Annotated in this window: 13 protein-coding genes; 8 read left to right on the forward strand and 5 right to left on the reverse strand. The window is 53.7% G+C overall.

Annotated elements, in window-relative coordinates:
- Window positions 1–480 precede the first annotated feature (480 nt).
- Together K5E40_RS28165 and K5E40_RS28170 are read left to right on the forward strand one after the other, a co-directional pair.
- A complete protein-coding gene (locus tag K5E40_RS28165) occupies window positions 481–1584 on the forward strand; it encodes a hypothetical protein (RefSeq protein WP_221733522.1) in 1104 nt (367 codons plus the stop codon).
- 3 nt (window positions 1585–1587) lie between these two features.
- A complete protein-coding gene (locus tag K5E40_RS28170; RefSeq protein WP_221733523.1) occupies window positions 1588–2157 on the forward strand; it encodes a LemA family protein in 570 nt (189 codons plus the stop codon).
- Between the two features lie 295 nt (window positions 2158–2452).
- Here K5E40_RS28170 and K5E40_RS28175 read toward each other — a convergent pair whose 3' ends face one another.
- A complete protein-coding gene (locus K5E40_RS28175; RefSeq protein WP_221733524.1) occupies window positions 2453–2812 on the reverse strand; it encodes a DUF6124 family protein in 360 nt (119 codons plus the stop codon).
- Between the two features lie 519 nt (window positions 2813–3331).
- On the opposite strand from K5E40_RS28175, the gene K5E40_RS28180 reads away from it, so the two are divergent.
- The 3 genes from K5E40_RS28180 to K5E40_RS28190 all read left to right on the forward strand — a co-directional run bounded on the left by K5E40_RS28180 (window position 3332) and on the right by K5E40_RS28190 (window position 9088).
- A complete protein-coding gene (locus K5E40_RS28180) occupies window positions 3332–7225 on the forward strand; it encodes an AAA family ATPase (protein WP_221733525.1) in 3894 nt (1297 codons plus the stop codon).
- A gap of 155 nt (window positions 7226–7380) precedes the next feature.
- Window positions 7381–8040, forward strand: coding sequence for a hypothetical protein (locus K5E40_RS28185; protein WP_221733526.1), 660 nt, complete (start codon window positions 7381–7383; stop codon window positions 8038–8040).
- Between the two features lies 1 nt (window position 8041).
- Window positions 8042–9088, forward strand: a complete 1047-nt coding sequence (locus tag K5E40_RS28190) for a phosphoadenosine phosphosulfate reductase family protein (protein ID WP_221733527.1) — start codon at window positions 8042–8044, stop codon at window positions 9086–9088.
- Between the two features lie 105 nt (window positions 9089–9193).
- Here K5E40_RS28190 and K5E40_RS28195 read toward each other — a convergent pair whose 3' ends face one another.
- Complete coding sequence (locus tag K5E40_RS28195) at window positions 9194–9625, reverse strand: type II secretion system protein N (RefSeq protein WP_221733528.1); 432 nt, start codon at window positions 9623–9625, stop codon at window positions 9194–9196.
- Between the two features lie 120 nt (window positions 9626–9745).
- Between K5E40_RS28195 and gspH the strand changes: the two genes are divergently transcribed.
- Window positions 9746–10192 carry a type II secretion system minor pseudopilin GspH gene (gene gspH / locus K5E40_RS28200; RefSeq protein ID WP_221733529.1) on the forward strand — a complete coding sequence of 149 codons (447 nt, stop codon included), beginning with the start codon at window positions 9746–9748 and terminating at the stop codon, window positions 10190–10192.
- Complete coding sequence (locus tag K5E40_RS28205; protein WP_221733530.1) at window positions 10189–10797, forward strand: prepilin-type N-terminal cleavage/methylation domain-containing protein; 609 nt, start codon at window positions 10189–10191, stop codon at window positions 10795–10797. The genes gspH and K5E40_RS28205 overlap by 4 nt, the downstream gene beginning before the upstream one ends.
- 1004 nt (window positions 10798–11801) lie before the next feature.
- Here K5E40_RS28205 and K5E40_RS28210 read toward each other — a convergent pair.
- From K5E40_RS28210 to K5E40_RS28220, 3 genes are read right to left on the reverse strand one after another with little or no spacing between them, the layout of a single operon-like run.
- On the reverse strand, window positions 11802–12740 hold the full coding sequence (locus K5E40_RS28210) for a FecR family protein (RefSeq protein ID WP_221733531.1): 939 nt from the start codon (window positions 12738–12740) through the stop codon (window positions 11802–11804).
- A gap of 51 nt (window positions 12741–12791) precedes the next feature.
- A complete protein-coding gene (locus K5E40_RS28215) occupies window positions 12792–13337 on the reverse strand; it encodes an RNA polymerase sigma factor (protein WP_221733532.1) in 546 nt (181 codons plus the stop codon).
- Window positions 13334–14056 carry a secretin and TonB N-terminal domain-containing protein gene (locus tag K5E40_RS28220; protein ID WP_221733533.1) on the reverse strand — a complete coding sequence of 241 codons (723 nt, stop codon included), beginning with the start codon at window positions 14054–14056 and terminating at the stop codon, window positions 13334–13336. Before K5E40_RS28220 ends, K5E40_RS28215 begins: the two co-directional genes overlap by 4 nt.
- 150 nt (window positions 14057–14206) lie before the next feature.
- Between K5E40_RS28220 and K5E40_RS28225 the strand changes: the two genes are divergently transcribed.
- A complete protein-coding gene (locus K5E40_RS28225; RefSeq protein ID WP_221733534.1) occupies window positions 14207–14521 on the forward strand; it encodes a hypothetical protein in 315 nt (104 codons plus the stop codon).
- Window positions 14522–14546: the final 25 nt, after the last annotated feature.

Genomic DNA, 14546 nt, shown 5'->3' on the forward strand with positions numbered 1-14546 from the left:
CGAGCTAACTTCAACCACTGCCGATTTTGAAAGTGGCCAGTCGATCCAAAACGCTTTGGCATTGCCAATAGAGAGCGTCACGGGTAGTTGGCTCCCCTGCAGATCGTAACGGCCATGTACCCTACAATCGAGCGGTAGCTCCGGCAAGGCGCCAAGCACTCGTTTGTGAACGCCAGGATCGGACTTCAAAAAAAACCTCCAATTTATGAAATTGAACGGGGAACACTATCGGTGATAACCCTGAAAAATCCTGTCAGTCCTAAAGCGCCGTGAGGGAGCGATTCGACGTTTTTGTCGGCGAACTCAACTTGGTTAAACTGGAGCGCTTTTTTACACACCCTGTATCCAAAACGCTCATTGCATTGACAATGCTATCGTCCACTCCTTTTCAAAATTCCTGACAGATTATGAATACAGCCGAATCTTCAATACGGGTCATTAATCCCGCGCCAGGCATCCCTGAATCAATGGATACCTGACATGGCCAACCCATCGCAGAACGCGAGATTAAATGAGTTGCTGGCTGTGAGCGAAGCCAGTATTGACAGGACTGAGTCCAACACCGACTTATTGAAGGTGATCCATGAGTTCGCCTCGTACGATGGCCCGCTCGAATTCGATCGCACACGCGCATGGTGGTTTTTCGGCACTGGCCTGTTATTGCTTGCGAGTGCTGTGGCCCTTTATTGGATTGGGAACATCTCTAGCGTCGCTCTGTTCTTTTATCGATTGAAAATTGATCCCGACTCGTTCGGCATGGGCACTGGTTTTCTTGGCATCGTGATTGCCGCTTGGAGTCTGACATGGATGAAATCCAAATCTAATCGGTTGCCGTCGCTCAGTAAAAGAATTGCTCGACTGTCATCCTACTTCCACAACGGACTGACTTTGCTGAAAGAAGACTCGGCCACGACCCTCAAGAAGCTGGACACAGAATTTGGTGATTACCGCCGGGGCGACTACAGCCGCGAGTTGGTCGAGTCGATACAGGGTGTATTCCCCGGCACGTTGCGCAACCTCCCTTACCACTATCGCCAGTTGCACTACGTTAACAGGCGAACAGTGCAAACCACGGTGACCGACAAAGATGGAAAAACCAAAACGGAGACTCGAGTGGTTTACGACCACTACGACCGGTACAGCCTGGTCATCGACTTTCCATGGGTCAGCGGGATATCGGTTAGATCTGATGACCAATCGGAGAACGACTATCCGTGGCCCATGGACACGGCTTCTCCGGATTTCAATAAAGCGTTCCGTTTGACCGGTCGCAGCGAGATGCTCTGTGCGAAATTCATCAAGCCTTCGACGGTGCTCCACTTGCTGAAGCTGTTCGACATCCTCGATCGTCCGAACCTGGAGTTCTCCAATAGTGGAGAGCTCTGCCTCAGTTTCGCGAGCAGCGACCTGTTCGCGTACGGTGCTCAGTATTCGCTGGCTTCGCCCAACAATTTTTACGCAGAAATTTCTGCCGGTATCGAACTGCCGCGCCTGATGTCTGCGCTCCAATGGAGCCATGCACTCAGCGAACTGCACGATGACAACTTTGCCTCCTCTCCCCTAACAAGCCGCCAAGAGAAGTAAGCCATGGACATTGCACTCATCCTTTCCGCTGTTATCGCTGTCGCCATCATCGTAGCGGGCTTCAGCCTCTACAACGGCATCATTGGGGGGCACAACCGAGTACAACGTGCCTGGTCAGACGTGCTCGTTTACGAACGCCAGAAGACCAAGGTGCTCGATCAGCTTCAAAAAGTGCTCTCAGACTTCATGGTCTTTGAGTCCAGCCTCCTCGAAAAAATCGCCGGCCTTCGCAGCGCGGTCAATGCCCTTCCTGCTGGAGCAGACGGCAACGCCCTCACGAAAGTTGAAACCGCCTCGAGGGAGCTGATGGGTGGCTTGCGCGTTACCTTTGAGGCTTACCCTGATCTGAAAGCATCCGAAGCGGCGAACAACATGATGCGTGAAATCGCCGAACAACAAGAGAACGTCGGCGCGGCCATCACCATTTACAACCGCAACGTCGAACTGTTCAACAACTCCATCGAAATGTTCCCAGGCTCGCTCGTCAATGGCCTGTTCAACAAGAAAACGCGTGTGACGCCGTTCTCCGATACCGAAGCTTCGCAAAGTTTCTCTTACACCCCGAATATCTAAACCGCTTCATGCATCGAGCCCATCACCCGTGAGGGTGATGGTCGATCATCTCCCTGCTCAAATAGATCCGCCGCCAATTTTTCCAAGCGCGATGCCGAAAGCAGCAAAAAGGTAGACAGCCCCGGCTGGAGCGACTGTCAAATGAAGCCTTCAATCCTCGTACTTACCGCCCCCCACAGGTTTCAGCGCCGAACACGATGCCCGTGACCAACACAAAACCCTGTGGGAGCGGGCTTGCCCGCGAAGGCGCCAGAACGACCGCCAGATCAATCAACAGGCGATCCCGACAGCCGAATCACCCCGGCACTTGCAGATTATCCAACGCCCGATTCACCGCCAACTCCCCGAGCATGATCAACTGCGCAATCCCCAACAACGCCCGGCGCTGCGATGCCGGCAACAGGCTGGCGACGTTCTGGGCGATGGTTTGCGCCGAAGCGAGTGTTTCACTGGCATCGAGCAGCAGTTCTTCATTTTTGTTGTCCGCCGTCACGGCGTACATCCCACGGTTTTTACGGGGAGGCGGCGTGGAACCGGGCGGACAGAGGTAATGGTCGAGCGCGCGGTCGGCGGCTTCGTGGAGTTTTCTGGAATCGAGGGATTCGTAAGGAGAAACCGAGTCGGTTTCGGGCGGGTTGGGTGTTGGTTTGATCATGAGTGAATCTCCAAATCATAGAAAAGGAGCCATCATCTTTCGCTACCAAACGAAGGGGTGGTGGCCATACGAAGGTTGGTAGACCGGTGACTTGGAAAACCGGCGCGCCCGAAGACGCCCTGCGCATGGCCACCATAAATACACAGCCCCAAAAAGGCCTGTATCGGGTGACGCTCTGCGCCAAGTCAAAACCGGGCTACCAAACCCGATCGCTGATTCGTCAGCGACCGAACCACAATAGAACCCGCCCCCAAAGCGCACAAGCCGGCGGATTCTGGCGTAGCTGTAGGCAAAGGCGCAAGGATGTGTAGCCTGAGAGAGTGTCTGGAGATGTCTTTTTAAACGTTGGTGTTTATCGAGACCTCGTTTCGTAACGCCTCCCTAAAACAGATCCGTCCGCTCAGGCCGCTCTAGTGGTACTTCGGTGCAAGAGACGACTGAGAGCGCGTAGACAGGTCGCAAGTGGCGCATGGTTACTGCCAAGCCTATGCTCAGCGTACTTAAAAATGAGAATAGGACATGACGACAGCAAATCGCCCACTCCACCTTCATACACTGGACAGCCTTTGCGCAGACCTAGTGGCAGGTTTATCCGTTAGCGTGGGCGATGATGGAGATACCTTTCAGCTTAAATCCAGCGCGTCACGTGGTGTACTTTGGTGGTACACAAAAAATAAAATGCGATGGGCTGCCAACGTTCAAACCGCAGATGTGGAGGCTATAGTCGATGCCGCTCTTGAAGCCCCCTCTCTCCAGCACACGTCTGCCGATGCCAGCCAATCAGACTCTCTTCACAGATTTTCCCTCGTGTCGATCCGAGCGCACCAGTTCGCCGGCCTCCATCATGCTGGAACCTCCCAAGCCAAGCCAAACGACTTCACCTTTGAGGTCAAAAGTGGTGTGACTCTCTTCGAGGGATACAACGGTTGCGGCAAGACATCCCTTATTAATGCCATCATCTGGGCGTTAACTGGGGAGGTCTTACGACCACAGCGTGCCCCAGAGTCCGGCAGCAAGGATTTTGATTTTGAAGTTAATGAAAACGCTACCCATACAGCTCCACCAGTAGTACCTCTGCCCGACCCGACGCTTGAGCCGCTGACTACCCAGGCGATCCCCGTCGATACATGGGTGGAGTTGGTATTTGAGGATCAAGATAGCCAGCGCTACCAAGTTCGTCGAAGCCTGAAGCGCGCCGTGCGCAACGCCTTGAAGGAGGAAGTTTCCGGTTTGGCCGAAATGGGTCTTGATCCCATCAGCACGCGGGTTGGGACGACGATTCCCGGTATTCTGCCCTATGTGCAGGTCGGCTCTACCTCAGCACTAGGCAAGGCGGTATCAGAACTCACTGGCATGGCACCTTTGGTTCAATTGGCAAACCACGCCCAAAAAGCCAAGAAGAAAATTGATGGCGACCTTTCAAAAAACAAAAGAATCGAGCTAGAGGGATCGGACGAAGCCTACATAGTCACTCACGGCGACCTGATGGATCTGATCCATAGCAACACGTTACCTATTGAAGAAGAAGCCGTACCACTTCCTTCAGACGATACGACCCTTGAGACCAAGCTTGATGACCTTGCGGCTCAGCTCGAAACGCTCAAGTCGTCAGGACTTGAGCACGCGAAACTTGTATTAGGTAACGCATTCGATGCTCAGGATGAAAAGCAAAGAAGCGACTTGGTGAAGAGCATCGCACCGGCACTTAGCGCAGTTGGCAAACTGAGTACCCTTCCTTCAATTGCGCGACTGGGAGGATTGACCAAGCTCACGAATGATGAAGTGGCACCCATTCGGGATTTCATCTCTGCAGTGCGGAAGGAAGCAGAAGAACTTGTTGAAATTGCCGCTGAGCCAAATAAAGCCGCTCGTGTGCGTCTTTACGCGCGGGTTGCGGCCTGGATACGGGAACATCCGGGCCTACACGACGAAAACAACTGTGCGGTCTGTGGCCAAAGTCTGGACGAAGTTGTAGATGACGTCACAGGAGAGAAAATTAAAGACCATATAAGTGGGGCGGCTAAGGAGGGGGACTACGCAGGGCAAACATTCACTACCTGGGCAAATCACGTCGTAGGTGAAATAACGACACGACTCCCATCTGCTATTGCTGCCGAGGCAAGGCGCGACCTTCCAGAAAACCCGACTTCGCTGCTACGACAGGCGGTGGTAGACGAGTTATTTCTAGATCCAGCCTTCATCGGAAGCTTGGCGCCGCTTAAATGGAGCGTTACCGAGGCATGCGACCACGGCTTAGAGTCCTTTCCTGGATTTAACTTTACTGCGTCGCCAGAGCTGGGAGACGGACGCGCTGAGCTTAAAGTGCTCAATAAACTCATCTATCGCGTTGAGCGTGCTTTGGCCTATCCCGAATGGCGCAGGAGTACCACGTCCGCGAGGAACAGCTTCATGGCGAAAGTCATTGGCCAAGAAGCTACCGCCGAGCGTGAGACAGTACCAAGCTCACTCATGGGACTGCTACAAAAGCTGGAAGCCGTGGTCGCTGCGATAGCGCCTGTTGATGATGCCGCCGTGAAGCAAAAGCGGCTGGTTGTGGAACTCAAGAGACGTCGGAGTTTTGAGCAACGCTTGAAGGCCTACGGCGAAGCAAGCCAAGCGCTGAAAGAGTGCATCACAATAGGTGAGTTGGCAGAGCAGCAGGTTCTGCTGTTACAAAAGAGACTACATAGCAGCGCTACAGCCTGGAGGAAAAAGATCTATTCCAGCGCTTTTCCTTCTACCAGCTTGGAGCTAGTGGATACCCGAATGAGCGGCGGCGGTGAGTTGCAACTGCTAGTAGGTTCTAACACGCTCGCCGCACCAGCACAGCACGTATCGAACGCTTCAGCTCTACGCGCAAGCCTCTTGGGCTTCTACCTTGCTTACTGGCAGTACATGCTCAGCGAACGAGGAGGCTTGCAGTTACTTCTGCTGGATGACCCCCAAGAGCTGCTTGACGGAGATAACCGCGATAAGTTCGCTGAAGCTATATATGAAATCTACAAAGCCAACGCGCAATTAATCATCACAACACATGACACTCGCTTCGCCCTGGCAGTAGCTAGGCGCCTACAAGGCAAGCCAGTCCCTTTTAACCATCAATATATACATCCAGCTACAGCCACCCGCGGCACCATTTTTTTGACACCCAGCATCACCACCGTTCAAGCGGCATTTGAACAGTTCAAGGCTCACCCCGACGATGCAAGAACGGCCCAAGATTATCTCTCAGAATGTCGTATATTTCTGGAGGGTCGAATGGGAGATCTTTTCGATGACCGTGCGTATCCTGCTGCCGCGACGGTAAGCTTCGCGCCCACACTCAGCGACCATCTGGGCCGACTGCGCGGCTTGATCAAGAATCCTCCAAATGAGTTGTTCAAGAGCCCGGTCATCAGGGCCTTCGTAGGCGACCACGCTCTAAACGATGGCTCTCCAGTACTGGCGCTGCTAAACAAATCCCATCACAGGGACAAGGAAAGAATTCGCCCACAGGACGTGTCCGAAATCAAAGAGCATCTCGAGCGGCTACGTAAGGGTGTAGAACGTGCGCATGAAGAGTTCCGCACTTTCAACCGCCGCGAGCCATTAGCTATACCTTCCACAAAATTGCCCGTTTTATGCCCCGCCGAAGTTCCGGAATTTCAGGTTTTTATCCGAGCCTCCCTGAAAGCGTTTGTACGAGGTGCCTCGGTCGGCGACTCCCAGGAAGTCGAATTTGAAGAAATTACTTCCGACTGGTTCCAGTCCAAAGCTTTCTTCTATATCAGGTCGAACACATTAGGATTCGCAGGTCCACAGGGCAGCGTGGCAATCGTAGAGATAGAGGCATCCGCCCCAGCGGATCACCAAATTGTCATCGCACGTACAGGAAAAGATGTTTTTGCTCGCCGATTGCTGAAGCCGCAGCATTCAGAACTTGTTGCACTGGCAGCCGAATCCCCTGATCCACGAAGAAGTCCTCCAACGCAGTTACTTCACGAGAATCAAGTGCTGCTGCATTCAATTGTGGGGATGTTCTTCGGCAGCCTTGAGTTCGTGCCTAGTTCCAAAAATGAGGCAGTGCAGATACCGGCAGTTCCGCAGATCCAAAAAGTCCAGTCCGCTTACCGTATTAAAGAAGATAGCGCCGTCCCCCTTGCGCTTCCTGGTCAGATCGCATTGGGTGGTGCAGCTATTGCTTTGGACGAGTTCGATGCGCATCTCGACGAATATGTTGCATTGCACCTCGACGATGGCACCAGTCTATTTAAGCGGGTTGGAGCCAAACTACCTGCACCACTGCAACACCTTCGCCAATTTGAATCTATTGGAGGACTGGGTGTTGCGGATATCCTTGCTATCGAATGTGAGCACAATGGAATTAGGAGAGTTATGCATGCTGTATCCATTATCGGCGTCCTGTATCGATAAAACAGAGGCAATAAGTACATGGTGGCGACTATAAAAAAAGGGACTGGCTTATACCCAGACAATGAATACGCCACATTTCCCGCCAATAAATTCTTCAAAAAATTATTCAACTATAACGATTCATTTATACGAAACCCCTTAAAGGAAGAACGATAGTGGATTTATCAACATTAAAGCGCATGAGAGTCATCATTCCAGGAACAACTTTCGTATTTTTTATGATGCCTATATACATATATTTTTCCCCAAAAATCATTGAAACCGACTCAGCCCTGAAATTCCCAATAGAAAGTTACGGAGCCGTACTGACATTTGTTATTGGAACCTTGTTTAACACCTACAGCCTTAGAAAATTAATACTAAAAAAATCCCTAGATGAAATAGATAACAACATCAAAAACAAACTCCTTCAAGAAGGCCTCACAGCATCGCAGACGCCCACAAAAATAGAGGAAATTAAAAAATCCAAAAAACTCATGAACATTTTTTACTACTTCACGGATACGGAGGAGAGTTTAAAAGAGAAAGCGAAGCTAGTAAGAGAAAACGGACTTGTATTGTCATCCTCAGCTGACATAGCTTTAATCGGGTCATTCTTCTCACTACTTTATCTATTCCTTTCATACTTTTACGACATAAACGCACTCTTTTTATTCTCCGGACTAGCAATAGGAGCAATGGCAATAATTTCATGGGTATCGGTGCATTCAAAAGCTCTTGAGTCACATATAATACTAAGCAACGAACAACTAGACTACATCACACAAAATAAAAAAAATGAATTACAGACCAAAGTTATGGGATTGTTTATTTGATATGAAAAAACTAAATTCAGCTTTAATACTAACCAAGAATTTTTTTCTCTCAAACGATAAACCTTGGATTATCGGATACAGCGGAGGAAAGGATTCCTCTCTAATAATAAAAATTATATTAAAAGCCATTTCGCTTATACCTAAAGAACTAAGAAGACCAGTGCAGGTTTTTTACTGCGACACCGGTGTTGAAATTCCGGTATTAAGAAATTATATAAAAGAAAGCCTTGAAGCCATTCAAACAGAGGGTATTTCTCTGGGAATCGAAATTTCTGTAAAAGCTGTCAGACCACCTCTAAGCAATCATTTTTTTGTGAAGGTGATAGGAAGAGGATATCCCCCACCATCTAATAAATTCAGGTGGTGTACTGACCGCTTGCGAATAGATCCGATTCAAGTAGCCATCAAAGAAAGCGTGGGTAATTCGAACTGCATAGTAGTCTTGGGAACACGCTACGAAGAAAGCGAAGAAAGAACCAGGACCCTTGAGCGTCACGCAACAGACACTGAATATTTTTTCAATCAGACAGGGCACAAAAACACAATATTATTTTGCCCTATTGCCGACTTTAGCACAGACGATGTTTGGGAGGCTCTTTATGAGCTTAATGAAATAAAGTCAATTAACATCCACCAACTATCTACTATCTACAAGCTCATCTCAGGCGAATGCCCTATAATTAGAATGCCAGATTCAAACCCTTGCAGTAAAGGTCGCTTCGGTTGTTGGACATGCACGGTAATACGAAAAGACAAAGCAACAAAAAACATGATAGACAATGGATTTTATGCACTTAGACCCTTATATGATTTTAGGCAATGGTTGTTAGATGTGAGAGACCTGCCTAGCTTCAGATGCAACATACGAAGAAATGGAGGAAAAGGTTTAGGACCATTCAGACTAAGCGCTAGGAAAATTATTCTTGAAAAACTTTTAGAAGCGCAAGAAAAAAGCAACTACGATCTAATTTCCACTGAGGAATTGAGCTGTATTTACAAATTATGGGCCGACGATTTGGCTTGCGAGAAATACCGAGAAGACTTTTAGTCCTTGGAAGCCAAATTTTTCGGAATACAAGAATTGTCATTTTTACCGCCTTATTAAAAATAATCACTCACTCAATTCTCATCCGAGATAAAAGATTCTCCAACCTCAAGGTCGGATGAGACTAGGCAGAATGGGAGTCTCGGGGAGTTTGTCCAATGCTAATCGCACCCTCTCCCCACCCTGCTCAATCACCACCCCATCCCCCTCCACCGCCAACAACTTCACCCCAGGCCCCACCTTCTCCCCCTGCAAAAAACTACGCGGCGGCCCATCGTTCAGGCTCAGTATCGCCACCGCCCCCCGACTACTCGCCATCACCCCACTCACCTTGATATCCACCGGCGCCGTTTGATTGGAAAACCACTGCAACGCCGGGCTATCACTGCGTGACGCGAGCAATTGCGGGGCTGCCGGCGGGGTGTGGGATTCGGCGGAGGTCAGTAGCAGCGACGACCACGTCGCCACGCCGACCAGCGCGGCGAGCAGCGCCACGGCCTGAACCATTTGCGGTGGGGAAAAGCGTGCGGTGAACGTCATGGGCTGAATCTCCTTTTAGTCCCTGCCCACAGACTACGCGGCAATTCTCACGGTTTTATTTCACACGCCTTACATGTTGGCCGTGCAGGATGATCCTCAACGCAAAGGAGCGCGCAATCGATGAACAGGCAACAGGGCTTTACCCTGATCGAGTTGATGGTGGTGCTGGTGATCATCGGTATCGCCAGTGCGGCGATCAGCCTGAGTATCAAGCCCGATCCGTTGCAATTGCTGCGCAAGGATGCCGAGCGTGTGGCGCAGTTGCTGCAAGTGGCGCAGGCCGAAGCGCGGGCGGATGGCCGGCCGATTGTGTGGGTGAGTGATGCCAAGGGGTTTCGGTTTAGTCGGCGCAGTGACAGCGGCAAGGGTTTCGAGCATTTCAGCCAGGACCCGCAATTGCGCCCACGGCCATGGCAGAGCCCGAAGGTGGAGGTTCGCGTGGAGCCGAAACAGAAAGTCGTGCTCAACGCCGAATGGATCAACCCGCCGCTGCAATTGACCTTGTCTGATGGTTTCAATCGCCTGAGCGTGCTGCGCGATGGCGCCGGCCGGATCAGCGTGCAATGAAAGACCAACAAGGTTTTACCCTGATCGAGGTGATGGTCGCGATTCTGCTGATGGCGGTGGTGAGTTTGATTGCCTGGCGTGGGCTCGACAGCGTGACTCGGGCTGACAGCCATTTGCAGGCCAGCAGTGAGCAGAGTGACAGTTTGTTGCGGGCGTTGAATCAGTTGCAGCGGGATGTCGATATGCGTGCGGGGATTGAGTTGACTGAACCGAAGAAAGTTGGTGTGGATGATGAGCCGCCTAGCGCCCCGCCTGCGATTACTGTGCGCAGCAGTGATAGCAAGGGCTTTCGCCTGGACATCATTCGCACGGCGGCGGATCAGCCGGGGGCGTTGCAGCGGGTGCGGTGGTGGGTCAAGGGGGATACGTTGTATCGGGCGGTAGCGGCGGCGCGGAGTCGGTATCCGTTGCCGGCGCCTACTGATGGGGTTGCTGTGTTGAAGGATGTTAGTGATGCACAGATTCGGGTTTGGGAAACGGATAAGGGCTGGCGGCAGTTGAGTGGTAATCGGCGCGAGGATCCGCAAGGGCTGGAGATTCGGTTGACTCGGCAGACGCCGCAGGGGGTGGAGAAATATCGGCAGGTGATTGGGCCGTTGGACTGACACGTGCCTGCTATGCAGATATCCCCCTTACCGTCGGAGATCTCTGTAGGAGTTGCCGAAGGCTGCGATCTTTTGATCTGCTCTTGAAAATCAAAAGATCGTCCGAACGCGGCCCGAGCCTTCGGCAGCTCCTACAGTTGGATTGGGTGCAGGCAGTTAGAGAATGGGCGGTTTTCAGGCTGCCATCGCTGGCAAGCCAGCTCCCACAATTGGATTGGGTGCAGGCAGTTAGGGATTGGTTGGCTGGCAGGCCGTCTTCGCGAGCAAGCCCGCTCCCACAGGGGGATTGGGTGGGGTCGTTGGTGATTGGTTGGCTGGCAGGTTGTTATCGCCGGCAGGCTGGCTCCTACCGTTGGATTGGGTGCAGGCAGTTAGGGATTGGTTGGCTGGCAGGCCGCCTTCGCGAGCAAGCCCGCTCCCACAGGGGTATTGGGTGGGGTCAGTTGGTGATTGGTTGGCTGGCAGGGTGTTATCGCCAGCAGGCTGGCTCCTACCGTTGGATTGGGTGCAGGCAGTTAGGGATTGATTGGCTGGCAGGCCGTCTTCGCGAGCAAGCCCGCTTCCACAGTGGGATTGGGTGAGGTCAGTTACAAATTGGTCGGCTGTCAGGCCGCCATCGCTGACAGGCTTGCTCCCACAAGGAATTGAGTACACCCCGCACGCGGCGCATGCCGCCCCACTCAACACAATGAGCGTTAGCTCGAGTACCGCTTTTGATCTTAAAGCGCCCGTCGGCAGGCTGAGTGGAGGGATTGATCCGAGGTTGGGAGCGCAGCGACCGTTCGACGAAGTCGAACACATCGAGAGGAGGTGCAGCGAAGCAAACCGGAGGCGATGCGCCCGGATCAAACCCGGAGCGAAGGAACCCGAGCCACAGCGAGGGCCGAACGTCAGGGCAAAGCCTTTTTGGTTACTTTTGAGGCGTTTGTCAAAAGTGACCCGCCGTCAGGGCGGAACCCTAAGCCGCCGTTACCGCAGCAACGGATATGTACCCGCCCCCCCCACTAGCTGAGAACGACGACCCCCCCAGGCAACTCAGTGCATTTGACGCCATAGGCATCGCGAATCAACAACGCCACACCCGCCAGTTGATCAAGACTAAACCGCGCCTGCACCCGACGCTGCCCAAGCTCACGGTTGAGCAGCAAAAGCATCCCCGGCCGATAGCGATTAATCTCATCAATCATCTGACTCAACGTCGCCCCATTAAACACCAACACCTGCTGCCGCCAATTCATCACCGCCGCCGTGTCAACGTTCTGTACCGCGCCAACTTGCCGCGCGTCATAAGTCACTTGCTGCCCCGGCTCCAGACGCAAACTGCGCCCTTCAACGTCCACCTCCACAGCACCATCAAGGCAAGTCACACACACCTGCTGATCGGTATTACGCAAATTGAATCGCGCCTGACTGGCCCGCAACCACCCGCCTCCCGCCTGCATCGCCAGCGGCAACCGCGCGGTCTGCACTTCGACTTCGCCGCTGACCAGTTCAAAACCTTGTACGCCGTCATCCACAGAACGCTGATTGATGCGGGTCTGCGTGTTGAGTTCCAGGCTCACGCCATCCGCAGGCTCCACTCGCCGCTGCTGGCCGACCTCGGTGATGTAATCGGCGCCCAGCCCTTCGAACCCTCCAGGAATCGTCCCACGCACCAGCAAAAACGCCGCCGACGCGGCGATTGCGCCCCCCAGAAAGGCACGCCGGCCAAACCCTCGCGGCGCCTGCAAACCCTCCGCCGCCGGTTGCAACAGGTGCCAAAGCGCTTTGGTTTCCTCGAAGGCACGCGCATGTTCGGGACTCTGCGCGCACCACTCACGCAACGCCCGGGCGTCGGCGACGGTGGCGCGACCAGAGGTCAACAGAATCAGCCAGTCACGGGCTTCGCTTTGTAGACGCTCGGCGGCCGTCGGCTCGGCAGGTGTCAGTCGGAAGATGTTCAAAACTCGCAGATTCTCAACGGATTAATCGGGACTTTTTACCCAGCTTCTCTCTCAAGACGGTTTTCCGGCCCCGCGACCGAACCGCTGAAACACTTTTCTTTGCAGTTTTGCGGCGCAATGCCCCAGTGCGGCTTTGATTTCCTTCTCGACCATGCGCGTGGAAATGCCGAAACGCTGGGAAATTTCCAGGTGGGGAGCCTCCTCCAGGCGCGCGGCAATGAAGATCTTGCGGCGCCGCGCCGGCAGTTCGTACAACGCGCTGAGCAGTGACTGGATTTCCTTTTGCCCGCCCACCACCCGTGCCGGATCGAGCGCCTCGTCGCCGATTTGCAGCAACTCTTCGACTTCGCTTCCGGTGAGCAAACGCGCGTCGGCCTGGCGCCGGTCCGCAGCGATGTTCAGGGCCATGCGATAGAGGTAGGCGTTGGGCCGCAAGAGGTTCGGCGGCGTCTCCATCCGGTCGACCCGCAGGTAAGTTTCGTGCAGCACGTCGTTAGCCAGATCCTCTGAGCCCAAACGCCGACGCAGGCGCACCCGAAAATCCTCGTAAGAGGTCAGGAACAGTTGGACCATCGAACCTTGTCCGGTGTCTTTCATCCCCCGGAAACTCCTTCCCATTTGGTGCATTCCATGCGTTTCCCTGACGACTGCGGTAACAACAGCAACGTGACCGGCTGACGCAAGGCACTGGGCGTCGGCCGGTCGATCCTGAGACTGCGAAAACTCTCTACCAACGCGGTATCGCGCTGTACATCACCGGTGGAGGTGACCAACCGGTTGTGTTGCACCCGGCCATCGCGCCCGACCCAGACCTGCAACACCGCGCGATAACTGCCCGGTCGGGTCAACGGTGAACGGCACAGGTTGCGCTCAATCGCCGCTTGTACCGCCGTGGCGTAACTGCGGTTCACCGCGATGCTGGCTGGCGATGACTTGCCCCCGGTCGATGGCACGTCCTCGACCTGTGCCACTTGCAAGGTGAACGCATCATCACGCGCATAGCGCGCCATCAAGCCGCTGCCGCCGAGCAAACGACGCAAGGCATCAGCGGCGGTGTACTCACCCTCCACCGCCAGCGAACGTCTGCCGCGACTCAACTGGCTGTCGACCAGCACTGCAACGCCCGTGGCATGGCTGTATTGATCCAGTGCCCGGGCCAGATCCTGCGCCGGAATGTGCAGCGTCATGCGCAAGTCCGCCGGCACCGGGTCCGCTGTCGCAGTGCCCGTCAGCCAGGCAAGCAACACCCCCAGACCCAGCCGGCGAACAAGAGTCGTTGAACGCTGAAGACCGCCCCTGGAACTGCCTCGCTGCACGGCTGACGTATCCCTGAAATTCGTCATCCTGAGGGCTGTTTATGAATCTGGTGTGACGGGCGATGCAAAAAAACCATCACGGGTTTTGTATCGGCCTTGCACTAGACTCAAGCCCTAGAGCAGCCCCTTCGGGCTGGCCAGGAGGCAGGCATGAAAACACTCTGGAGGATCACCCTTGGCGGGCTGTTGCTGAGCGCATTGGTCAACGCCCATGCCGAGCAACCGCTGGGCTGCGTAGAGGTGACGGTCGGCGGCTACAAGGCACCGAATTACGATTGCCTGACCCAGCAGATGGGCAACAACCCTGAAGGCGCAGCGGCCGCCGAGAAAAACCGTGAGGCGCTGAATGTGCCGGTGAATAAGCGCCCGCCCAATCAGATGGGATTGGCGACGCCCGCCGGCACCAGTACGCGGATGGGCAATACCTTTGGCACATCGGTGAAACCGCAGCGGCCACCGAATTAGGGAAACATCAAAGGCTGCGATCTTT

Origin of the sequence: Pseudomonas baetica (assembly GCF_019733355.1) — a bacterium.
Lineage (GTDB): Bacteria > Pseudomonadota > Gammaproteobacteria > Pseudomonadales > Pseudomonadaceae > Aquipseudomonas > Aquipseudomonas baetica_A.

What these genes read in the sequence shown, in the direction of transcription:
- K5E40_RS28175 (WP_221733524.1), bottom strand. Translation starts at nt 2,812, where the DNA reads ATGATCAAACCAACACCCAACCCGCCCGAAACCGACTCGGTTTCTCCT.
- K5E40_RS28225 (WP_221733534.1), top strand. Translation starts at nt 14,207, where the DNA reads ATGAAAACACTCTGGAGGATCACCCTTGGCGGGCTGTTGCTGAGCGCA.
- K5E40_RS28165 (WP_221733522.1), top strand. Translation starts at nt 481, where the DNA reads ATGGCCAACCCATCGCAGAACGCGAGATTAAATGAGTTGCTGGCTGTG.
- K5E40_RS28170 (WP_221733523.1), top strand. Translation starts at nt 1,588, where the DNA reads ATGGACATTGCACTCATCCTTTCCGCTGTTATCGCTGTCGCCATCATC.
- K5E40_RS28205 (WP_221733530.1), top strand. Translation starts at nt 10,189, where the DNA reads ATGAAAGACCAACAAGGTTTTACCCTGATCGAGGTGATGGTCGCGATT.
- K5E40_RS28190 (WP_221733527.1), top strand. Translation starts at nt 8,042, where the DNA reads ATGAAAAAACTAAATTCAGCTTTAATACTAACCAAGAATTTTTTTCTC.
- gspH (WP_221733529.1), top strand. Translation starts at nt 9,746, where the DNA reads ATGAACAGGCAACAGGGCTTTACCCTGATCGAGTTGATGGTGGTGCTG.
- K5E40_RS28180 (WP_221733525.1), top strand. Translation starts at nt 3,332, where the DNA reads ATGACGACAGCAAATCGCCCACTCCACCTTCATACACTGGACAGCCTT.
- K5E40_RS28195 (WP_221733528.1), bottom strand. Translation starts at nt 9,625, where the DNA reads ATGACGTTCACCGCACGCTTTTCCCCACCGCAAATGGTTCAGGCCGTG.
- K5E40_RS28215 (WP_221733532.1), bottom strand. Translation starts at nt 13,337, where the DNA reads ATGAAAGACACCGGACAAGGTTCGATGGTCCAACTGTTCCTGACCTCT.